We start from the raw sequence: 21,168 nt of genomic DNA, 5'->3' as shown, positions 1-21,168 counted from the left end.
TAAACACAACTAACGTATCATGGCTGTTGTTTATTAATGGTCACCTTTATTGGATCCCCTATTTTCTGGACGGCGCTTTCACCGACCCAGTCGCCATGTTTGGTTGACACATTACCATCCATATCGACCCGAGCTTTAACAATGACTTGTTTCAAATCAGATAAACGGCGGTTTGGTGTCAGGTTATTATCGTCTGTCAACACAACATGCTGAGGAAATGGAGAACCACTAAATCTCGCTGCGGCAACTGGCATGGGAGCGCCATCTGCTGAATGAACTGAAACGATTAATACTGCTCCTTTCGAAGCAGATATTGCCGAGCTGAGTTTAACAGTAACAGGCACGCCGATTGATGTGTTGTTACCTAAAAAGCGCTTAGCTTGGTCAATACTTTGTGCCAGCATAGCATATCGAGGGTCATCAGACTTAATCAGATTTTGCATATCTTGCCAATAATCAATGGCCTGCTGATATTGCTTATGTTCGGCGGCATCAAAGGCTAACAGTGAATAGACCTTAAAATCAACTTTATGCTGCTTAGCCATCTTTTTTAACAGCTCTCGACCTTGTTGCTGGTCACCTTTATCTTTTGAAACAATGAGCGCCTGAGCATACGTCAGCTGTATATCGATCTTATCCGGAGATAACCGATAAGCGCGTTCTAAGGCTCCTACAGCCATCTTCGAACTCTGACCAGCCATAGCAATGCGTCCTAACATTAACCAACCGGTTGAGTCTTGAGGATGCTCATGCAATCGGGTACGTAGAGCTAATGTCAGATCTTCCATCTCTTGCACAGTGAGATTGCCGTGTGAGCTAAGCAACTTCTGCGTTAGCTGTGGCATCGAATGATTGACATTTTGCCAATGTTTCACATCAGCATAATCACCAAAAATGCTGTATAAACCAACACTTAATAAGGTAAGAACTACGGCAATACCTCCAAACACAAACCCTTTAGATACCGTTTTTTCCGGTTGATTCGCACTAGAGTGAAGCGGGACATCATTAAGTAACGACTGCTTTAGCTCAGCAACCATTTCCTGTTCATTTTCGACCACGCCATGATCGTTTTCTGCTTTTAACTCATCCAATCGATTAAGATAAAAAGCCTTATTGAGCTCATCACGACGGTGACTATCAATATGCGCTTTGCCTTTCAATAACGGGAATCCGATAAAGGCACAAGCAAGTAATATAAGCAGTAGTGACACTAACCAAAACAATGTCATTGGTCTCTTTCTCCTTGCTTGTCTTGTTCAAAGAGCGCTTTAAGCTGCGCTTCTTTCTCTTCGTTCCACTCTTTCTCTGTTATTAACTCTCGACGACGCTTTGAACGCATAATTAATAGCGTAAAACCGACGAAAATCACTAGGATTGGCCCTAGCCATAACAGTAATGTACTGGCATTAAAAGGCGGCTTATACGTAATAAAGTTTCCATAACGGGCGACCATGTAATCGACGATTTCTTGCTTAGATTTACCCTCTTTCGTCATGTGATAAACTTTTTCACGTAAGTCTTGAGCCAAGGCCGCATTTGAATCAGCGATAGTATTGTTCTGACATTTTGGACAACGCAATGTCGAACTCAGCTCTTTAAATTGCTCTTCTTGTTGTGGTGAATCGAAGTTAAACACTTCAATGGCTGCCATAGCAGGCAGGCTCATAACTAAAGCAAGAACAAACGGGATCAATCGCTTAATCATTGCTGCGCCTCCTGTTCAAGCTTTCTGTACATTGGCAATAATTTATTCTGCCAGTTCTTTGCATTGACATCCCCAATATGGCGATAACGGATCACGCCGTTTGCATCGATCATAAAGGTTTCTGGTGCACCATAGACACCGAGATCAAGTCCTAACATGCCATCACCATCATACAAATTAGTCATGTAAGGATCGCCAGCTTGATTAAGCCAATCAATCGCCTTAGCACGATCATCTTTATAGTTCATACCGATGATCTTTACCCCTTGATTAGTCAACTCATTCAAAAACTTATGTTCTGCATGACAGGTAGGACACCATGTTGCCCATACGTTTAGTAATAATGGCTGGCCTTTAAAAATCGACTGATCGTATTGACGATTTTTATCAAACAGATCTTGCAGGGTAAACGTTGGAACAGGTTTACCAATCAATACGGATTCCAATTTAGTGGGATCATCACCCTTAGAGTTATCATTTAGCTGCACGGCAAAAAAACCGACCAACACCACAAAGAAAATGAATGGGATAAACAATAGCTTCTTGTTCATGACACCTTCTCCTCACGCTGTTTCTTGAAACGATAACGCTTGTCAGTAATAGCAAGTAAGCCACCAATAGCCATCAATAAACCGCCCCCCCATACCCAACGAATAAAGGGTTTATAGTAGATTCTTACGGCCCACGCATTGCTATTCTCAAGGGGTTCACCAAGTGCTAGATATAGATCACGCGTTAACCCTTTATCGATGGCTGCTTCTGTCATCATTGAACGAGAGACTGGGTAATAGCGTTTTTGCGCCATTAGCGTATTCACGACCTCACCAGCACGCAGAACTTTAAACTCACCTTCATAGCCATCATAGTTAGGACCAGTAATATTACGTAACCCAACAAAATTAAATTGGTAGCCGGAAAGTTCAAAACTGTCTCCAGGGGCAAGACGCACGTCTTTTTCTACCCCATAGTTCTGAATCATCGCAATACCGATGATAGTCACAGCAAGTCCAATGTGAGCGGTCACCATAGACCAGTGTGAACGTGGCAGTTTACGAATACCTTGCCAAAAATGATGTCGATGGGTTGCACGTAAGTACATTTCATAGCAGTGAAGGACAATAATCCAAATGGCCATCACCCAACCTAAATAAGCCATCAGTGTGTACGCTTGCCCTGCCAGCCATAGCGCAACGCCAGCAAGCACGAGAGACAAAACACCAGCAATACACATTGGCTTAACGAGCGTATTGAGCTGCTCTCGTTTCCAGCGGACTAACGGACTGACACCCAGAAGGAAAGCGAAGGGAATCATTAACCAAGCAAACATTTGGTTAAAGAACGGGGCTCCGACGGAGACTGACCCCATACCCAACTGTTTATGAATCAGTGGCAGCAGTGTACCGATCAGCACAATGGCTAAACTACACATCAATAAAATGTTGTTAGATAGCAATGCGTTTTCACGAGAGATCAGTTCGTAGTTACCTTGTTCACGAATCGCTGCGCCTTTAAGGGCGAACAACAATAATGATCCGCCAATCACTATAACCAACAAGCTCAAAATAAAGATGCCACGGGATGGATCAGAAGCAAATGCGTGTACAGAAACCAAAATGCCCGAACGAACTAAGAATGTGCCTAATAAACTTAAAGAAAAAGCACAGATTGCCAATAACACCGTCCAAGCTTTAAAAGTGCCTCGTTTTTCGCTCACTGCTAAAGAGTGCAGTAGCGCGGTACCCGCAAGCCATGGCATTAAAGAGGCATTTTCTACCGGATCCCAAAACCACCAGCCTCCCCAACCCAATTCGTAGTATGCCCACCAAGATCCTAAACAAATACCGACAGTGAGGAACATCCAAGCCGCGGTCGTCCAAGGGCGTGACCAGCGAGCCCAAACGGTGTCCAACTTTCCTGTCATTAACGCTGCAATAGCGAACGCAAAAGCAACCGAGAAGCCGACATAACCGGTATAAAGCATCGGTGGGTGAATAATCAAACCAGGGTCTTGTAACAGTGGGTTAAGATCACGGCCATCCACTGGGAAATAAGGCAATGTACGCAGAAATGGATTTGACGTGGCAATAATGAAAATCAAAAAGCCAAAGCTAATCATCCCCATGATGGCTAAGACACGCGCGACAGCATCATTAGGTAATGAGCGACTAAATGTTGCGACAGCGATGGTCCATAAACTCTGTATAAATACCCACAGCAGTAACGAACCTTCATGAGCTCCCCAAAGCGCGGTTAGACGATAATACCAAGGTAACCGACTGTTGGAGTTTTGCGCGACATATTGCACGGTAAAATCATTGGTGTAAAAAGCCCATAGTAAGGCAACAAATGCAAGCAAAATGAAGGTAAACACACCCCAAGCAAGTGGCCGTGCAGTCAAGATTAAACGAGGCTGTTGCAAACGTGTACCAATTAACGGCAGCACACTTAAGAAGAGAGCTAATACTAAAGCAATAATTAAGGCAAAGTGACCTAATTCAGGAATCATTATTGAGATGCCTCCGTTTGTTTTGCTTGAGCTTCCATAAAGGCATGATTATTTTTCATCGCCTCTTTAACATCTGGCGGCATGTAATTTTCATCATGTTTAGCTAACACTTCAGTCGCTTTTACTGTGGTTTTACCAATCAATTTACCCTGAGCGACAATACCTTGGCCTTCTCTAAATAAGTCAGGAAGAATACCTTCATACTCTACCGTTACTGTTGGGCCTACATCTCTCAGTTTAAATTCGACTTTAAGTGATTGCGGATCACGCTTTACCGATCCAACCTGCACCATTCCGCCAATGCGTAGTCGTTCTCCAATCGTTGGTATATGCCCATCACGGCCATAGACAATTTGGCTTGGAGTATAGAATAAGTTCATGTTTTGATTAAGAGCATAGAGAACTAAGCCAATAGCAATCGCCATGCCTATGACAATCGCGGTGACGATAGTTAGGCGTTTACGTCGTCTCGGATTCATAGGGTGTTCTCCATTTTTTTCGCAGCATCAATACGCGCTTGACGTTCTAACTTGTTACGCACTTCGGTCAAAATCTGCTTGCGACGTTTAACACTCATGCACCAAATGGCTGCCATCGCGATAAATGTAATCGCAAAAGCGCTCCACACATAACCGGCATAGCCACCCATGGCGAGAAAGTCGTGAAAAGAATTAAAAAACATATCAGTGGCTTCCTTCCTGTTTGGCAAGTTCGATGACCCAAGGGCGGCGGCTTTCTCGACTTAAGATTTCATTACGTAAACGAATCAAGGTTAATGCCCCAAGAAAAAGTGCAAACCCCAAAATGTTTATCAGTAATGGCCATAGCATTTCTGGCGCGATGGAAGGCTTAGCAAATTTCGTGATAGTAGCGCCCTGATGCAGTGTGTTCCACCATTGAACAGAGTAGTGAATAATTGGAATATTAATCACCCCGACTAACGCCAAAATACCAGCGGCATCAGAGCCCGAACGCGCATCATCAAAAGCGTGGTATAAAGCGATTACACCAAGGTATAAAAAAAGAAGAATCAATTCAGAAGTTAACCGCGCATCCCAAACCCACCACGTGCCCCACATAGGTTTGCCCCAAATCGAACCAGTGACCAATGCCACGAAGGTGAACACGGCGCCGATAGGGGCAATAGCTTGAGCAGCGTAAGAAGCCATTTTCTGTTGCCATACCAATGCTATTAAGGCAGAAATGGCCATGGCCATATAGGCCCCCATCGACCAGATAGCCGCTGGCACATGAATATAAATAATTCGAAAGCTATCGCCCTGTTGGTAATCAGCGGGTACAAACGCCAATCCCCACACAGATCCGATGATAATAAGCAGTATTGCCAAACTCGAAAACCAAGGAACCCACTTACCACATAACCGGTAAGTGTTTTCTGGTTTGGCATACGGATGAAGCCATTTCCACATTGTTGAATCTCACTTTTACTTTCTGCTAAGTCATCACTGCTTAGCTTAATTTTGTTATTAAATATTGGGGCAACTATCCTTTGCGGACATAACATCCAGATGAAATCTGCCTTACTTTAAGTTAGCGAACACTTACACGCAACGCAGCACTAACCGCAAATGGTGATAAGGTTGCAGAAGCTATAAACATAGCCGCAATAATGGCTAATTGACCGCTATAATCCATCCCCATAGATGCAGCATCGATTGCCGATGTAGCAAAAATCAAAACAGGAATATACAGTGGCAACACGATTAAGCTCAGTAGTACACCACCTTTTTTTAGCCCTACTGTCAGCGCAACACCGATTGAACCAATAAAACTAAGTGTTGGTGTTCCAAGCAATAGCGTTAATACCACTCCCCCCCATGTTTGGAGATCAAAAGACAGCAAAATCGCTAAAAGAGGGCTGATAATAATCAGGGGCAAGCCAGTTAGAAGCCAATGAGCGACGACTTTAGCAACCACACTGATAGAGAGAGGGATAGGCATCACCATTAACTGTTCAAGCGTACCATCATAAAAATCATCTCGAAAAAGTCGTTCTAATGATAGAAGTGCGGCTAATAAAGCGGCCACCCAAATAATACCAGGGGCGATACGCGACAATAAGGTTGGATCCGGTCCGACACTTAATGGGAATAGTGTGATAACTAGAATGAAAAACCATAACGGATTAAAGATATCGGCTTGACGACGATATGCAACTACTAGCTCACGACGAATGATCGCCCACATCATTTTAATCATGCTTTGTCACCCAGTCTGACAGTTCTTAACAGAGGATGTTCCGTTAGCATGTCCTGATGAGTGGTTAATAATACCATTCCACCCTGTTGAGCATGGCGTATAAACAAGGATTCCAACACTTTTACCCCTTGTTTATCAATTGCCGTTAGTGGTTCGTCTAGTATCCATAGTGAGTGGTCACTTAGCCATAAACGAGCTAAAGCAACACGGCGTTGCTGTCCTGCAGAAAGTTGAGCAACTGGCACATCTTCCCGCCCGGCTAACCCAACTTGGCTTAATACTTTGTACAAAGTATCACGCTGATTATCACCACCGTGTAAGGACAAATAAAATTGTAAGTTTTCTAATGCGGTGAGTTCCCGCTTTACACCTGCTAGATGCCCTAAATACAGCATGTCTTGATAATAACTTTCTCGCTGCTCTTCTATCGATTCCCCGTTCCAGCATACCTTGCCTTGAAAATGATTCCCCAAACCTGCAATGATTCGCAGTAGCGTGGTCTTGCCTGAACCATTGCGCCCTTCAATTTGCATAATTTGACCGGATTGAAGTTCAAATGACAGTTGGTGGAAGAGTTCATTTTCATCTCGAACAGCACTGAGGTTATCAACAGTGAGCATAGCAATCTCGCTTTAAAAACAGAGCGCACATCTTAACACAGGCTAAAAGCGTCAAAATAGTGTTTCAAGTAATACAATTATTGATTTGTAGATGTTTTTTTTGTTAATAATTCATTGCAACAATTATTAACAACAATTATTTATCAGAAAATTATGATTTTAACACTATTTGTGCAACTAACCGGGATGCATTAACCATCACGATACTTCTCCGACTCATAATGCGAACTCGTCATTGGGTAGGTAAAATCATCAACACAACATCAACCTAGATAAGATAATCGATAGAATGGGTCTTACCTGATAGGTAATGTTTCAGATTAAAAAAGTAGGGATAAGAAAAAGCCGCTCTTTATGTAATAAAGAACGGCTTTCAAACAATTTATCTAGAACGTTTTACACGTCTTCGCGTTGCCGATGATTGCTGGTTATCCGGATCACTCGCAAGCGGAGGGACCGCTTCACGTCCGGCTAATTTATTTTGCAGCGACATCATCAATTCAGCTTCAGCTTTGGGCAATTCACACTCAGAGATTAACTCATCTAAGTCAGCACCAAGCTTCACCATTTTACTGGCACGACTATATAAACGGGCATCATTATCTTCTGTTTCCAAAGCCATGATGCGTTCATTTAAATGACCGATAATATCTTGCTGCTCAGACACTCTTTGCCCTAACCCAACCACTACAGAGCGAACTTCAAGCAACTGCTTATTGGCTTTAGTTAGCTCTTTATCTAACGCGCGATTTTGTTGGCGCAGAGCATCTGACTGCTTGGTCATTTCACGTCTCACCTGAATCACAACTAAGATCAACAAGCAGATAATGAGAACAAATCCTCCAGCGATCACTGAAGGATGTAACCAAGACCAATCACCCATTATAGATGAGCCATTTCTTCCCATTCTTCGTCAGTCAATAGTTTATTCAAATCCACAAGGATAAGAAGTTTGCCATCACGGTTGCTGACGCCTTGAATGAATTTAGCACTTTCATCAGTACCTACACTTGGTGTTGTATCGATTTCTGAAGTACGTAGGTAAACAACTTCCGCAACGCTATCCACCAAGATACCAATCACTTGATGTTCAGATTCAATCACGATAATGCGTGTGTTGTCGTTAACTTCACCTTGCACCAAACCAAAACGAGAACGAGTGTCGATGACTGTTACAACGCTACCACGAAGATTGATGATACCTAGAACATAATCTGGCGCACCAGGGACAGGAGCGATCTCAGTGTAACGCAGCACTTCACGTACCTGCATTACGTTAATGCCGTAAGTTTCTTCTTCAAGTTGGAACGTCACCCACTGAAGCACTTCGTCATTTGATTTCTCTTTTCTCACTTCTACCACTTCGTTTTGAGACATACCTTTTCCTCTCTACGTCGTCTCCGACCTAAAAACTAATTATCGAGTGACTTCACATCTAGCCCAGCATTTAGCATTGCAATTAATGCCTCTACATGGATTAAAGCACACATTTTTTCTTTTACCATTCCGGCGAGCCATGGACGCTTGCCGACTTGCTCTCTCCAACGAACCTTTTCACTCTGCAGTAACTCGGTTCCCATCAGTTGAGAACAGGCCAACCCCCACATGCTTTCACCGAGCATAACAATATATTGGTATGCCTCTTTATAGCTGTCATCCCTGAGTTTCTCTGCCATCACCCACTTTGCAGTGTCCACGACATCAAGCTGAGCATCACGCTGAGCTTGAAGTCCCAAATACCACTTTGGTCGACCAATCAAATGACTCAGTTCACCCATTCGGTGAATACCACCTAATTCGTCTAAAGGAACCGCAAACGTGACCCCGTTCACATCAAAGTACAACACTTGAAACGCTTCACTGCGAATAGGATCTTTCCAATTCTCTGGATTCAACCCGCCCGTTTGAGTCTGAGGGGCTGTATCGACCTGCTGTTCTACTTCTTGTTCAGTTGTACTCGCTACTGCAACATCGACGTCGACATCAATGTCCGTATCGGTTTGAGGTTCCTCAATAAAATTCTCGGTGGCGACCTCTTCCTCTTCTACTGCATCGACATGATGATGAGGTTCGCCCTCGTCTTCTTCAGTAAGAGTTGTCACATCCCATTCTTGAATTTCTTCAACAACAGGCTCAATCACTTGCTCTTCAACCACTGTTTCTTCTATGGTTGCCGTTTCCACAGCGATATCTGTGGTATTTTGCTCCATCACTTCTTCAAGATGGAGCTCCTCAACTGGATTGCTCTGTTCCAATTGATTTAACAATCGCTGAACTTCTTCAAGATTAGCCCCTGGAAGTTCTTCGATGTCTTCATCAGCAAACATAGGAGAACCGCTTGAACGAGCCGCGATTGGTTGGCGTGCAAGTTCAGGCTCTAATTCAGAGTCTTTTTCGGGTACTGTCTCTTCGTCACCCCATTCTTCACAAAGCAACGCATCAAAGTACTCATCTAATGCTTGTTCACTTGATAGTGGTGGCGCACTACTCATCGATAGCTAGCCTCTCTAAATGCAGTAACAATTGCTTATATGCAAACACACCACGGCTTCCCTCAGCAAAATGCGACGCTGGTAAGCGTTTTAAACTGGCATCACGGAATTTGGTATCAATCGGCACCGCTGATGTCCAAACCTGATCCGGATAATCCCGTTTTAGCTGAGTTAATGTTTGTAACGATGCCCTAGTTCGCTTGTCATACATCGTTGGAACAATCGTGACTTTAAACGAGCGATTACGTGATTTTTGCATAATCGCTAAAGTTCGAATCATACGTTCTAGCCCTTTCATAGCTAAGAACTCTGTTTGAACCGGTATTAAAATGCGATCACTGGCCGCTAGAGCATTAACCATCATGACACCTAAAATTGGCGGACAATCAATTAATACGTAGTCGTAATTCTTACGCAACGCCAGCAATGCGCGTTTCAAAATCAATCCCATGCCACTGCGATTACCCATGACACGATCTAGCGTTGCCAGCGACATATGAGCCGGAATAATATCGATACCTTCAATATCTGTTCTCAGAATTAACGGTGCGACACTGTTCTCCGTATACTCTTTTAGTTGAAACAAATCAAACAGGCTGGATGGAACGTCATCAGCATCATAACCAAGATAGGTAGTTAAAGATGCATGAGGATCCGTATCAACGAGTAACACACGTTTGCCTTGCTTACTCAGTAAGCCAGCTAATGTGATAGTCGTCGTAGTTTTACCGACCCCACCTTTTTGATTTGCAACACTCCAAACGATCATTCAGTACCCTTATCCAAGACCTACTTCAACCAACATACGTTCGGATATTCGATCTAGAGGCAAGTCTTCCGACGAGATACCCGCTTTTGCTACGGCTTGAGGCATACCATAAACGACACAGCTTTCTTCATCCTGTGCCCAAATCGTTGCCCCAGCTTCTTTGAGCATGCGTGACCCGTCTCGACCATCGGCACCCATTCCTGTCAATATCATTGACAGTACCTTGTCACCAAATACCTTAGCTGCTGAACCAAAGGTAACATCTACGCATGGTTTATAGTTCATACGCTCACCGCCATCGATGATGCGTAATTTAGCAGCGCCAGGACGCCCTTCTAACATCATTTGCTTTCCGCCGGGAGCGAGATACGCAACGCCTGGACGCAATACATCACCGTCTTGAGCTTCCTTAACTTCAATACTGCATAACGAGTTCAGTCGGCTAGCAAAAGCAGCGGTAAACGTAGCAGGCATATGCTGCACCAAAACAATCGGATGAGGATAGTTACCTGGTAATTTAGTTAAAATTTTCTGTAACGCTACCGGTCCACCTGTTGAAGTACCAATTGCTGTCAACTGGTACTTTTTCCCCGTGGCTTTAAATCGTCCCGCAGGAGCGCTGTGCGACACCACTTGACGAGGTGTCGCTGGGGCAGCCTGACGAGTTGTGGTCGTAGTCGGACGTGAAGTACGATCAAAGACACTTGTTGAACTGGTAGTAGTCGAACGAGACGTCGGTGCTGGGCGTCGCATCAACCCCTTTTTAGAGGCGATACTTAACACTCGTTGCTGTAGTACGGCTACCGCTTCATCACGATTACGAGCAATGTCTTCAAACTTTTTAGGTAAAAAATCTAATGCGCCAGCATCAAGTGCATCCAACGTTGATTTAGCCCCTTCATGGGTCAACGAAGAAAACATCAAAATCGGCACAGGACCTTTAGCCATGATTTCACGGACTGCTGTGATGCCATCCATTACTGGCATTTCAACATCCATGGTGATAACGTCTGGCTTCAAACTCAGCGCTTTTTCTACTGCTTCTTTGCCATTAGTTGCAACGTCAATCACTTCAAGTCGCGATTCGGAGTTGATGATTTCACTAACGCGACGTCGAAAAAAACTTGAATCATCAACAACTAATACTCTAATCGCCATAGCTATCCTTATAAATATATATCATCACTTAGATACGCGACGCAGCTGCATACTGTTTCAATAAGTCTGGCACATCCAAAATAAGAGCAATATGGCCATCACTTGTGATAGTTGCGCCGGCCATACCTGGTGTCCCTTGCAGCAATTTATCAAGCGGTTTAATGACCACTTCTTCTTGACCAATCAGTGTATCAACAACAAAACCTACTCGTTGGCTGCCTAATTGAACAATAACAACATGGCCGTGACCTTGACGCGCTTCAACACGTCCTGCTTTAGGTGCTAACCAGTTTTGCAAGTAGAACAATGGGATAGACTTATCGCGAACGATAATAGTCAATTGCCCGTCTACGACGTTGGTGCGACTTAAATCTAAGTGGAAAATTTCGTTCACACTTGCCAAAGGCAGTGCAAATGGGTGATTTGCAACCCCGACCATTAGTGTTGGTAGGATAGCTAATGTTAAAGGTACCTTGATAGTAATCTTAGTCCCTTTCCCCATTTCAGAATCAATATCGATTGAGCCATTTAAGGTATTAATCGCAGTTTTAACCACGTCCATACCTACACCACGACCTGAAATATCAGAAATTTGTTCTTTACTGGAGAAGCCCGGCATAAAGATCAAGTTGAAACATTCTTTATCAGAAAGGCGAGATGCAGCATCTTCATCCATCAACCCTTTCTTCACAGCAATACCGCGCAGTTTGTCAGGATCCATACCAGCACCATCATCGACGATAGCCAATTCAATATGGTCACCTTCTTGCGATGCGGACAAAATAACTTTACCGGTACGAGATTTGCCACTTTTCTCACGAACATCTGGCATTTCAACGCCGTGGTCAACAGAGTTACGCACTAAGTGGATCAATGGATCGGCAAGCGCTTCAACCAAGTTCTTATCTAAATCCGTTTCTTCACCGCGCAGTTCTAAGTTAATGTCTTTCTTTAGGCTACGAGCTAGGTCACGTACGACCCGAGGGAAACGACCAAATACTTTCTTGATAGGTTGCATGCGCGTTTTCATCACCGCGCCTTGCAGATCTGCCGTCACCACATCTAGGTTAGATACCGCTTTCGACATCTCTTCGTCGTTGCTATTCAAACCTAAGCTAATCAATCTGTTACGAACCAAAACTAATTCACCAACCATGTTCATGATGGTATCAAGAGTTGAGGTATCAACACGCACGGTGGCATCCGCTTGTTGCGCTTTTTTCGCGGCATGCTTTTCTTCTACAGCTGTCGATTTACTTTCAACAGGAGCGGGAGGAGCACTCTTCGCGGCTGGCGCTGCTTTTGGTGCGGCTTTAGCTGCCGGTTTTGCCGCTGGTTTTGCTGCAGGCTTAGGTGCCGGATTTTGAGATACAGGCTTAGTTGCAGCTTCCAATTCTTCGATTGAAGGGCCTTTACCTGAACCATGTAATTCATCTAACAGTTTTTCGAATTCATCATCCGTCATCAGATCATCACCACCAGAGGAAGATGCTGATGTTGCAGCTTTTGGTGCGGCTGGTTTTTCGGTAGCAGGTGTTTTTTCTTCTGGAGGATGACCAGAATTAGCAGGCCCTTTACCCGCGCCATGCAATTCGTCTAATAATTTTTCAAACTCATCATCGGTAATATCGCCACTAGCATCAGAGCTAGTACTTGCGGCTGGCGCTGGTTTAACTTCTTCTTTCTTGCTAGGAGCGGCCCCCTTGCCATGCAGTTCATCAAGAAGTTTTTCGAATTCATCTTGAGTGATTTCATCGATTGAGCCTGCATCAACAACACCTTGTGATTCATTTTCGGACTCAGCCACTACCGGCTCTTCGACAACATCGACGACTTCATCTTCAACAGCAATGTCTTCGTCTTCTTCGAAAGTATCTTCTTCCGCTTCTGCAACCACTTCTTCTTCAGCTTCATCGGCAGATTCGGGTTTACATAAACGATGAAGTTCTTCAAGCAAATCAGGTTCTGCGGCCACGAGAGGTTCACGCTCTTGCACTGCACTAAATTGTTCGTTAACGGTATCGAGTGCTCTGAGCATGGTATCCATTAAACTTGACGATACGCTACGTTGGCCGTTACGTAATGTATCGAACACGTTTTCTGCACCGTGACAAGTTTCAACCAATTCGGTCAACGATAAGAATCCCGCACCACCTTTAACTGTGTGGAATCCGCGGAATATAGCGTTAAGTAAATCTTTGTCTTCAGGGTTGTTCTCAAGTTCAACCAACTGCTCAGAAAGCAATTCTAGGATTTCCCCAGCTTCAACCAGAAAGTCTTGAAGAATATCTTCGTCTAATTCGTAGCTCATACGTTACCCCTAAAAACCAAGACTCGACAGCAAATCGTCGACTTCGTCTTGAGATGCCACAGCATCTTCGCGCTCATGAGGATTCATAATTGGACCCTCTGCCTCAGTTGCTGAATTATCCTTATCTTCCGCTTTAGTTGATTCAACCTGATTACCGCTAAATACGGTCAAAATATCAACTAGGCGTTTTTCTACCTCAGTCACCAACGAAATGACTCGACGAATAATCTGACCTGTTAAGTCTTGAAAATCCTGAGCCATTAAAATCTCTGTCAGTTGTCCACGTAATTGACTGCTGTCTCCCTCTACCAAACACAGTAGCTCATCAATGCGATGACATAGGGCCTTAAACTCAGCGAGATCAATTTTACCATTCATTAACTGGTTCCATTGAGGACGAACCTGAAGCAAACTTTCATGCATACGATCAGCGATAGGCATACAGCAATCCACTGCATCCATCGTTTTATTCGCTGCTACTTCTGTTTTTTCAATAACATAATTGAGTCGATCACGAGCATCGGGAATCTCGTCGTTTGCGAGCTCTGTCATACGATCATCAATATGAAAATGCTTTAGAGAGTCATGCAGTTCACGAGTCAGAGTACCGATTTCTTGAAGCATCGGGTCGTGTTTGAGAGCATCTTCAAAAGCACCAGTGTCTTGAGTAGATACATGCATGTGTGCCACTAATGCACTGGCTTCATCTTGGAGGCCGTTTTCAACGAGTTGAACGAGTTCTTTGGCTTGTTCTAATGAAATCATCCTGAGTAGCCTTTTTACGCGTTATGAATAGATCACCTATTGTCCAATCGAAGTTTGGTAACAACTCCAGCCTAAGCAGCGTTGACACTAAACATCGCTAGTCAGAAACAATGGCGTTATAGACGCTCAAAGATTTTGTCTAATTTTTCTTTTAGCGTTGCTGCAGTAAAAGGCTTAACAATGTAGCCATTTACGCCCGCTTGAGCGGCTTCAATAATCTGCTCGCGTTTAGCTTCAGCAGTGATCATCAGAACAGGCAAATGTTTTAGTTCATCATCTGCACGAATGTTTTTAAGTAGATCAATACCTTGCATGCCAGGCATGTTCCAGTCTGTTACTACAAAGTCAAAATCACCTTTTTTAAGCATAGGCAAAGCCGTTAAACCGTCATCTGCTTCTTGGGTGTTATTGAAGCCAAGATCACGAAGAAGGTTCTTAACAATACGGCGCATTGTTGAAAAATCATCAACAATAAGGATCTTCATGTTTTTATTCAAAATTGCCTCCACTGAGTTCGAAATCAGTGATATTTAGTCGTTTTCTGTCCAAGAACTCAACTTTGTTCGTAGACGCTGCATTGATTGGCTAAGTATTTGGCTAACGCGAGATTCACTAACACTGATTACTTCACCAATTTCTTTCAAGTTTAGTTCTTCATCATAATAGAGTGAAAGTACCAAAGCTTCACGCTCGGGAAGCGATTTTATTGATTCAACTAATGCTTTTCTGAATGATTCATCGGCAACTCCCTTAAATGGAGAGTTATCCTCGTCATCATCGATCGGCGATATAGCGTCATCAGCAACCCCTAAATCTTCTATCCCGACAATACGTGAACAGTTAATGTCAGTTAAGGCAGTGTGATACTGATCTAGCGACATTTCCAAATACTTCGCAACTTCGGAATCCGTTGGGTCTCGATTTAATTCGCCTTCCAAGATCGAAATTGCCTGGCTGATTTCTCGATTCACTTTGTGAACCGAGCGTGGCACCCAGTCACCACGTCGAATATCATCGAGCATAGCTCCACGAATTCGAATTCCTGCATAGGTTTCAAAGCTGGCGCCTTTACTTCCATCGTAGTTTTTTTGTGCTTCAAGCAGGCCAATCATGCCTGCTTGAATCAAATCTTCTATAAGGACACTAGGGGGGAGGCGTCCAATTAAATGATGAGCGATACGCTTGACCAGCACGGAATACTTTTCAAGGAAGAGCTGCTGGCTCTTCACATTTCCATATTGGTCATAAGTTAGCGCTTTATTCACCGAAAGGTTCCCCTACTATTTCAGTTCGATTTAGCAATCTTTCCACAAAGAACTCAAGATGCCCACTTGGCGTTCTTGGGATCGGCCATGTTATAGCTTTGTTCGCTAATGAGCTAATTGCAAGTGCAGCAGGTGAACGTGGATAGGCATCGACCACAATTTTTTGTTTTTTCACCGCTTGTCGAACATTATCGTCCAAAGGTATGCATGCTACGAGCTCAAGACTCACATTCAAGAACCGCTCTGTGACTAATGTCAATTTTGCGAACAATTCTCTACCTTCACGATAGCTTCTGACCATATTAGCCACTATTTTAAAGCGCTGTACTTGATGTTCCCGACTCAGTAATTTAATCAATGCGTAAGCATCTGTAATCGAAGTAGGTTCGTCACATACCACAACAACAACGTCCTGCGCAGCTCGCGAGAAGCTTACCACCATATCAGAAATACCTGCGGCTGTATCAACTAACAATACATCCATTTCATCTTCGAGAGATCCGAAAGCTCTAATTAAACCAACATGTTGAGCATGTGACAACTCTGTCATCGATTGAGTGCCTGATGTCGCAGGAATAATTCTAACGCCAAATGGACCTTCGACAATGGCATCTTTTAGCTCACACTCACCAGCGAGAACGTGTCCGAGATTGCGTTTAGGGCGAATTCCGAGCATGACATCAACATTGGCTAACCCAAGGTCAGCATCAAGTACCATAACTTTTTTACCTTGGCGAGCCATACAAATGGCCATTCCCAAAGTGACGTTAGTTTTCCCCACTCCACCTTTACCTCCAGTTACTGCGATAACTTTGGTAAGTGAAGGCTGGGTTAAGCGGCGTAGCCCGCTAGCTTGGTCATATATCATTTTATTCGTCATATCAGTCGCCGCCTAGAATTTTTCTACGTCACTAGCCCAGTAGTGAGGTTCGTTTTCTGTCGACTTCTCCAGTAACTCGTTAGCTTTAGATACCATGTATTTCGGTTGGGCTATCACGATATCTTCGGGTACACGCTGACCATTGGCGATATAAGCCACAGGAAGAGCATTTTGTACCACAACACTGACAAATTCCCCTAAACTCAAGCACTCATCGAGCTTGGTCATAATGCACCCAGACAATGGGATCCGTCTGAAGTGCTCAATTGTTTCTTGCAACACTTTACGCTGTGCCGTTGCAGGTAATACCAAGTAGCTGTGAATCACTTCACCGCTCTCTTGCATTAAGGTATCAAGTTGCTCGGACAGACGAACATCTCGCTGTCCCATACCCGCGGTATCAACCAAAATCAGGCGACGATTTCTCAACTGATATATTACATCGGCTAACTCTTTGGAATCTTTAGCAACTTTTACAGGACACCCCATAATTCGTCCGTATATGGACAATTGTTCGTGAGCACCGATACGATAGGTATCGGTTGTCACGAGTGCGACGTTATCCGCGCCGAATTCCATGGCAGCACGTGCAGCAAGCTTAGCCACTGATGTAGTTTTACCCACACCTGTAGGACCAAGCAGTGCAACAACACCACCACGTTTTAAAATATCTTGCTTTGAGACTGGGATTTGGTCGGCTACCAGACGCAGCAACGCTTTCCACGCTTTTGGCGGAGGCGTATCCTCTGGGATGTAACAAGCTAATTGATCGGCCAAGTCAAGCGATAATCCCATCCGTTCTAAACGACGAATTAACATCGCTCGTAACGGTTCTCGCCGCTCAACTTCTTGCCACATGAGCCCGGAAACTTGATGCTCTAATAAGCGACGAATTGAAATCATCTCTTCGCGCATATTTTCTAGCTCTTCCGCTGCTAATGTTGATTCTTCATCACGACGTGAACGTTCGTAACGCGTTGGGTCCAAACGTTGCGAATTGCCATTTTGACGCTGCCCCGCCAATTCATTCCCCTCTAACATACGAGATAAAGGAGACTGACCTTTCTGCCCTGAAGACTCGTTTTGACGTTTGAGAAGAGCGGTTAATGAATCCGCATTTTCGTCTGGGTCGGGATCGTTAGCATGATCAACTTGAGTATTGCTGTATTGCTTGAGCATATTAGCAAACCGCTGGGTCATTGAACGACCTTCAGACTCGCTAGACTTCAGGTTAACGCGATCTTCGGCGAGTTCACGATTACTCGATCTAGAAATGGGAGCTAACGCAGGCTTAGACGCTTGCGTACTATTTGCCCGCTGGGGTTGTGGTCTGGAATAACTGCTGGTGGAAGACGAACGATTTGGCATCGCCGTATCTCCATCGACCGCAGCCACAATTTCCACGCCACCAGCGACTTTTTTATTGGACATGATCACAGCGTCAGCACCAAGTTCTTCTTTCACTTGGAGCAATGCTGTTTTCATGTCTCTGGCAAAAAATCGTTTTATCTTCAAAGCAGCTATCCGTATCTAGGGTGCGCCGTTTAGTTACCGACGGCCTGCACTATGCGAATTTGTTTTTCATCGGGAATTTCCTGATAAGAAAGAACCCGTAAGTTAGGAATCGTATTTTTAACGAATTTCGCTAACGTTGAACGCAATACCCCAGAGGTGAGTAACACGGCGGGCTCGCCTTTCAACTCTTGCTCTTGGGTTGCTTGGCTTAGCGAAGCTTGCAATCGTTCAGCTAATCCAGGCTCAATGCCAGCAGACTCTCCGCCAGCCGCCTGCATGGTTTGATGCAATATTTGTTCCAGCTCAGGTATCAAGGTGATAACCGGCAGTTCAGGCTCTATTCCATTGATTTCTTGTACGATTAAACGTCGTAGCGAGATTCGAACCGCTGCTGTTAATATGTCAGGTTCTTGACTCTTACTCGCATACTCCGCCAAAGTTTGGATAATGGTACGAATGTCTCGAATTGGAATCGCTTCGTTCAGTAAGTTTTGTAGCACCTTCACAACAACACCTAATGCCAGTTGATCAGGCACAAATCCTTCGACGAGTTTTGGTGCCGAACGGCCCAACATTTCCAACAGGTTCTGAACCTCTTCATGCCCTAGCAATTGTGAAGCATTGTTCGTTAGTAATTGGCTTAGATGGGTCGCAAGAACAGTTGAAGAATCGACGACGGTATAGCCCAGTGCTTGAGCATGTTCACGCTGTTCTTCCCTAATCCAGACGGCTTCTAAGCCAAAAGCTGGATCGTAAGTCTGTTCACCATCAATCATGCCGTAAACTTGGCCAGGGTTGATCGCGAGCTCTTGTTCCGGGCGAATTTCTGCTTCACCAACAGCCACCCCCATAAGAGTGATTCGATAACTGTTTGGAGTCAGCTCTAGGTTATCTCGAATATGCACTGGAGGAACCAAAAAGCCAAAATCTTGTGAGAGTTTTTTCCGTACCCCTTTTACCCGTTCAAGTAATTCCCCACCTTGGTCTTTATCAACCAAGGGAATAAGGCGATAGCCAACTTCTAGGCCAATCATGTCGACAGGTTGAACATCATCCCAAGAAAGCTCTTTATGCGTTGGGGCATCTTGATCACTTGTCGCGGGTAACTTGTCGGTGTTTTCTTTCGCTTCTAATTGCTTACGATGCATAAGATAAGCAGCACCACCAGCCAAAATAGCAAGCAGTAAAAAGGCAAAATGTGGCATGCCTGGAACGATACCCATCACACCTAAAATACTTGCGGTAATCGCTAATGCTTTCGGATTATCAAACAGTTGGAAGACAACTTGCTGCCCCATGTCTTCATCGGTATTTTGACGCGTCACCATAATGGCTGCACCGATAGACAGTAGTAACGACGGAATTTGCGCCACTAAGCCGTCACCAATCGTTAGCAGAGTATAAATCTGAATGGCATCGCCAAAATTAAGATCGTACTGAATCATCCCAATGGTCAAGCCACCAATGATGTTGATAAACAGGATTAATATACCTGCGATCGCATCCCCTTTAACGAATTTTGACGCACCGTCCATTGAGCCGTAAAAATCCGCTTCTTTGGTCACTTCATTTCGGCGTGTGCGCGCTTGCTCTTGATCGATAAGTCCCGCATTTAAGTCAGCGTCGATCGCCATCTGTTTACCGGGTAACGCATCCAAAGTAAAACGTGCACTTACTTCAGAAATACGTCCTGCACCTTTGGTCACAACCACAAAGTTGATGATCATCAAAATGAGGAACACAACTAAACCAACCGCGTAGTTACCACCAATAACGACGTTACCGAACGCAGCAATCACATTACCAGCGGCATCACCACCTTCATGACCTTTCAATAATACGACCCGGGTAGACGCGACGTTTAGGGCTAAGCGCAACAAGGTTGCAATAAGAAGAACTGTTGGAAACGCAGCAAATTCAAGTGGTCTACGGGTATAAACCGTCACTAAAAGCACAACCAAAGACAGTGCGATATTGAAGGTGAAGCACAAGTCCAACAAAAAGGCAGGCATGGGCAAAACGACCATGGCCAAGGTTGCCAAAACCATAATTGGAGCGCCGATCGCAGGCATTGCCCGTTTTGGTATAGGAGGTAACTTGTCCGCAAATGGCAGATTAAACTTCATAGGCTTTATTGAACACCGAGTAATAAATCTTGAGCAGTAGAGATGTTGTATACAGGAAAATAATGTATAGCAGGACCGAACATGCAATTTTCAGTCCACACTAATATGTCAATTTTTCGTCAGGTTTTATACCAACAGTGAGCTACTGGTTATTCCGACGTTACATAGTAAAAAAGCTTCCTTAAGGAAGCTTTTCAATCATTTAACAACGTCAAAAGTCTGTTGTTATGGCCTCACAGACCACAACACCTCGCCTTTACGTTTCTTCGGATCGTACTCAACACAGTACAAACTCGATGTGGTAAACATCGGTGCTGGAATATCTTTAACAAATTCAGAAACAAGATAGCCAACAAGAGGTAAGTGAGAAACCAGTAACACGTTTTCTAATGATTCATGCTCTGAGATAGCAAGAATATAATCAAATACATCATCAGCTTGACCATACGGTGTAATGTCATCACATACATCAACACAATGACCAGAAACGTAAGGTGCTATGGCTTGCCATGTTTCTTGAGCACGAAGATATGGGCTGACTAAGACTTTATCGAAATCCATTGGACCATATTGGCTCGCGCATGCTTTGGCAACGATAATAGAATCGTTCTGGCCACGTTCTGTGAGAGCACGTTGAGCATCGCTTTCAGCCAACGCTTCTGCTTCCCCATGACGCATAATAAATATTTTCATTATGTTTACCTATATTCACTGTCCCAGCCACGTTGGATTCAGGGAGGTTGATGTACTAAATTGCCTCTAAATCAGCGCGTGCATGGTACATTCTTTCTCTGACAATTGGAAATCACGACTCATAACGCACTTTTTCATAT

Annotated in this window: 21 protein-coding genes and 1 pseudogene; all 22 read right to left on the bottom strand. The window is 44.2% G+C overall.

Annotation, left to right across the window (positions count from 1 at the left end; all coding sequences use genetic code 11):
- Positions 1–17 precede the first annotated feature (17 nt).
- On the bottom strand, positions 18–1,232 hold the full coding sequence (gene ccmI / locus I1A42_RS03135) for a c-type cytochrome biogenesis protein CcmI (protein WP_161153445.1): 1,215 nt from the start codon (positions 1,230–1,232) through the stop codon (positions 18–20).
- On the bottom strand, positions 1,229–1,708 hold the full coding sequence (locus I1A42_RS03130) for a cytochrome c-type biogenesis protein (protein WP_161153444.1): 480 nt from the start codon (positions 1,706–1,708) through the stop codon (positions 1,229–1,231). The genes ccmI and I1A42_RS03130 overlap by 4 nt, the downstream gene beginning before the upstream one ends.
- Positions 1,705–2,259, bottom strand: coding sequence for a DsbE family thiol:disulfide interchange protein (locus tag I1A42_RS03125; RefSeq protein ID WP_196122618.1), 555 nt, complete (start codon positions 2,257–2,259; stop codon positions 1,705–1,707). The genes I1A42_RS03130 and I1A42_RS03125 overlap by 4 nt, the downstream gene beginning before the upstream one ends.
- Positions 2,256–4,214, bottom strand: a complete 1,959-nt coding sequence (locus tag I1A42_RS03120) for a heme lyase CcmF/NrfE family subunit (RefSeq protein WP_161153442.1) — start codon at positions 4,212–4,214, stop codon at positions 2,256–2,258. The genes I1A42_RS03125 and I1A42_RS03120 overlap by 4 nt, the downstream gene beginning before the upstream one ends.
- A complete protein-coding gene (gene ccmE, locus I1A42_RS03115; protein ID WP_161153441.1) occupies positions 4,214–4,693 on the bottom strand; it encodes a cytochrome c maturation protein CcmE in 480 nt (159 codons plus the stop codon). The genes I1A42_RS03120 and ccmE overlap by 1 nt, the downstream gene beginning before the upstream one ends.
- On the bottom strand, positions 4,690–4,896 hold the full coding sequence (gene ccmD, locus I1A42_RS03110) for a heme exporter protein CcmD (RefSeq protein ID WP_161153440.1): 207 nt from the start codon (positions 4,894–4,896) through the stop codon (positions 4,690–4,692). The genes ccmE and ccmD overlap by 4 nt, the downstream gene beginning before the upstream one ends.
- A gap of 1 nt (position 4,897) precedes the next feature.
- Positions 4,898–5,644, bottom strand: coding sequence for a heme ABC transporter permease (locus tag I1A42_RS03105; RefSeq protein ID WP_161153439.1), 747 nt, complete (start codon positions 5,642–5,644; stop codon positions 4,898–4,900).
- A 121-nt stretch (positions 5,645–5,765) separates the two neighbouring features.
- Positions 5,766–6,434 carry a heme exporter protein CcmB gene (gene ccmB, locus I1A42_RS03100; protein WP_161153438.1) on the bottom strand — a complete coding sequence of 223 codons (669 nt, stop codon included), beginning with the start codon at positions 6,432–6,434 and terminating at the stop codon, positions 5,766–5,768.
- The gene (gene ccmA / locus I1A42_RS03095) at positions 6,431–7,054 is read right to left on the bottom strand and encodes a cytochrome c biogenesis heme-transporting ATPase CcmA (protein ID WP_161153437.1); all 624 of its coding nucleotides are present in this window, start codon (positions 7,052–7,054) and stop codon (positions 6,431–6,433) included. The genes ccmB and ccmA overlap by 4 nt, the downstream gene beginning before the upstream one ends.
- A gap of 382 nt (positions 7,055–7,436) precedes the next feature.
- A complete protein-coding gene (locus I1A42_RS03090; protein WP_161153436.1) occupies positions 7,437–7,937 on the bottom strand; it encodes a DUF2802 domain-containing protein in 501 nt (166 codons plus the stop codon).
- Positions 7,937–8,431, bottom strand: coding sequence for a chemotaxis protein CheW (locus I1A42_RS03085; RefSeq protein ID WP_161153435.1), 495 nt, complete (start codon positions 8,429–8,431; stop codon positions 7,937–7,939). The genes I1A42_RS03090 and I1A42_RS03085 overlap by 1 nt, the downstream gene beginning before the upstream one ends.
- Positions 8,432–8,466: 35 nt before the next feature.
- Entirely contained in the window at positions 8,467–9,546 is a 1,080-nt protein-coding gene (locus I1A42_RS03080) for a chemotaxis protein CheW (protein ID WP_196122616.1), read from the bottom strand.
- A complete protein-coding gene (locus I1A42_RS03075; protein ID WP_161153433.1) occupies positions 9,539–10,315 on the bottom strand; it encodes a ParA family protein in 777 nt (258 codons plus the stop codon). Before I1A42_RS03075 ends, I1A42_RS03080 begins: the two co-directional genes overlap by 8 nt.
- Before the next feature lie 9 nt (positions 10,316–10,324).
- Positions 10,325–11,473, bottom strand: coding sequence for a protein-glutamate methylesterase/protein-glutamine glutaminase (locus tag I1A42_RS03070; protein ID WP_196122615.1), 1,149 nt, complete (start codon positions 11,471–11,473; stop codon positions 10,325–10,327).
- A gap of 28 nt (positions 11,474–11,501) precedes the next feature.
- Positions 11,502–13,784, bottom strand: a complete 2,283-nt coding sequence (locus tag I1A42_RS03065) for a chemotaxis protein CheA (protein WP_196122614.1) — start codon at positions 13,782–13,784, stop codon at positions 11,502–11,504.
- Between the two features lie 9 nt (positions 13,785–13,793).
- Positions 13,794–14,549, bottom strand: a complete 756-nt coding sequence (locus I1A42_RS03060) for a protein phosphatase CheZ (RefSeq protein ID WP_196122613.1) — start codon at positions 14,547–14,549, stop codon at positions 13,794–13,796.
- A gap of 116 nt (positions 14,550–14,665) precedes the next feature.
- Positions 14,666–15,034 (bottom strand): chemotaxis response regulator CheY, encoded by a 369-nt coding sequence (cheY, locus tag I1A42_RS03055; RefSeq protein ID WP_161153530.1) that lies wholly within the window; start codon positions 15,032–15,034, stop codon positions 14,666–14,668.
- Between the two features lie 45 nt (positions 15,035–15,079).
- Positions 15,080–15,814 (bottom strand): RNA polymerase sigma factor FliA, encoded by a 735-nt coding sequence (locus tag I1A42_RS03050; protein WP_196122611.1) that lies wholly within the window; start codon positions 15,812–15,814, stop codon positions 15,080–15,082.
- Positions 15,807–16,694, bottom strand: coding sequence for a MinD/ParA family protein (locus I1A42_RS03045; protein ID WP_161153428.1), 888 nt, complete (start codon positions 16,692–16,694; stop codon positions 15,807–15,809). The genes I1A42_RS03050 and I1A42_RS03045 overlap by 8 nt, the downstream gene beginning before the upstream one ends.
- Positions 16,695–16,706: 12 nt before the next feature.
- A pseudogene (gene flhF, locus I1A42_RS03040) lies at positions 16,707–17,954 on the bottom strand (flagellar biosynthesis protein FlhF); the annotation flags it as partial.
- 284 nt (positions 17,955–18,238) lie between these two features.
- Complete coding sequence (gene flhA / locus I1A42_RS03035) at positions 18,239–20,335, bottom strand: flagellar biosynthesis protein FlhA (protein WP_161153426.1); 2,097 nt, start codon at positions 20,333–20,335, stop codon at positions 18,239–18,241.
- A gap of 225 nt (positions 20,336–20,560) precedes the next feature.
- Positions 20,561–21,028: a phosphohistidine phosphatase SixA gene (sixA, locus tag I1A42_RS03030; protein WP_161153425.1), complete on the bottom strand. Its 468-nt coding sequence runs from the start codon at positions 21,026–21,028 to the stop codon at positions 20,561–20,563.
- Positions 21,029–21,168: the final 140 nt, after the last annotated feature.

Source organism: Vibrio nitrifigilis, assembly GCF_015686695.1.
In the GTDB taxonomy this organism is placed as follows: domain Bacteria; phylum Pseudomonadota; class Gammaproteobacteria; order Enterobacterales; family Vibrionaceae; genus Vibrio; species Vibrio nitrifigilis.
The sequence above is the reverse complement of the archived record's forward strand: the minus strand, read 5'-3'. Positions and strand labels throughout refer to the sequence as shown.

Coding starts and splice junctions, on each gene's coding strand:
- ccmI (WP_161153445.1), bottom strand. CDS start 1,232: ATGACATTGTTTTGGTTAGTGTCACTACTGCTTATATTACTTGCTTGT.
- I1A42_RS03130 (WP_161153444.1), bottom strand. CDS start 1,708: ATGATTAAGCGATTGATCCCGTTTGTTCTTGCTTTAGTTATGAGCCTG.
- I1A42_RS03125 (WP_196122618.1), bottom strand. CDS start 2,259: ATGAACAAGAAGCTATTGTTTATCCCATTCATTTTCTTTGTGGTGTTG.
- I1A42_RS03120 (WP_161153442.1), bottom strand. CDS start 4,214: ATGATTCCTGAATTAGGTCACTTTGCCTTAATTATTGCTTTAGTATTA.
- ccmE (WP_161153441.1), bottom strand. CDS start 4,693: ATGAATCCGAGACGACGTAAACGCCTAACTATCGTCACCGCGATTGTC.
- ccmD (WP_161153440.1), bottom strand. CDS start 4,896: ATGTTTTTTAATTCTTTTCACGACTTTCTCGCCATGGGTGGCTATGCC.
- I1A42_RS03105 (WP_161153439.1), bottom strand. CDS start 5,644: ATGTGGAAATGGCTTCATCCGTATGCCAAACCAGAAAACACTTACCGG.
- ccmB (WP_161153438.1), bottom strand. CDS start 6,434: ATGATTAAAATGATGTGGGCGATCATTCGTCGTGAGCTAGTAGTTGCA.
- ccmA (WP_161153437.1), bottom strand. CDS start 7,054: ATGCTCACTGTTGATAACCTCAGTGCTGTTCGAGATGAAAATGAACTC.
- I1A42_RS03090 (WP_161153436.1), bottom strand. CDS start 7,937: ATGGGTGATTGGTCTTGGTTACATCCTTCAGTGATCGCTGGAGGATTT.
- I1A42_RS03085 (WP_161153435.1), bottom strand. CDS start 8,431: ATGTCTCAAAACGAAGTGGTAGAAGTGAGAAAAGAGAAATCAAATGAC.
- I1A42_RS03080 (WP_196122616.1), bottom strand. CDS start 9,546: ATGAGTAGTGCGCCACCACTATCAAGTGAACAAGCATTAGATGAGTAC.
- I1A42_RS03075 (WP_161153433.1), bottom strand. CDS start 10,315: ATGATCGTTTGGAGTGTTGCAAATCAAAAAGGTGGGGTCGGTAAAACT.
- I1A42_RS03070 (WP_196122615.1), bottom strand. CDS start 11,473: ATGGCGATTAGAGTATTAGTTGTTGATGATTCAAGTTTTTTTCGACGT.
- I1A42_RS03065 (WP_196122614.1), bottom strand. CDS start 13,784: ATGAGCTACGAATTAGACGAAGATATTCTTCAAGACTTTCTGGTTGAA.
- I1A42_RS03060 (WP_196122613.1), bottom strand. CDS start 14,549: ATGATTTCATTAGAACAAGCCAAAGAACTCGTTCAACTCGTTGAAAAC.
- cheY (WP_161153530.1), bottom strand. CDS start 15,034: ATGAAGATCCTTATTGTTGATGATTTTTCAACAATGCGCCGTATTGTT.
- I1A42_RS03045 (WP_161153428.1), bottom strand. CDS start 16,694: ATGACGAATAAAATGATATATGACCAAGCTAGCGGGCTACGCCGCTTA.
- flhA (WP_161153426.1), bottom strand. CDS start 20,335: ATGAAGTTTAATCTGCCATTTGCGGACAAGTTACCTCCTATACCAAAA.
- sixA (WP_161153425.1), bottom strand. CDS start 21,028: ATGAAAATATTTATTATGCGTCATGGGGAAGCAGAAGCGTTGGCTGAA.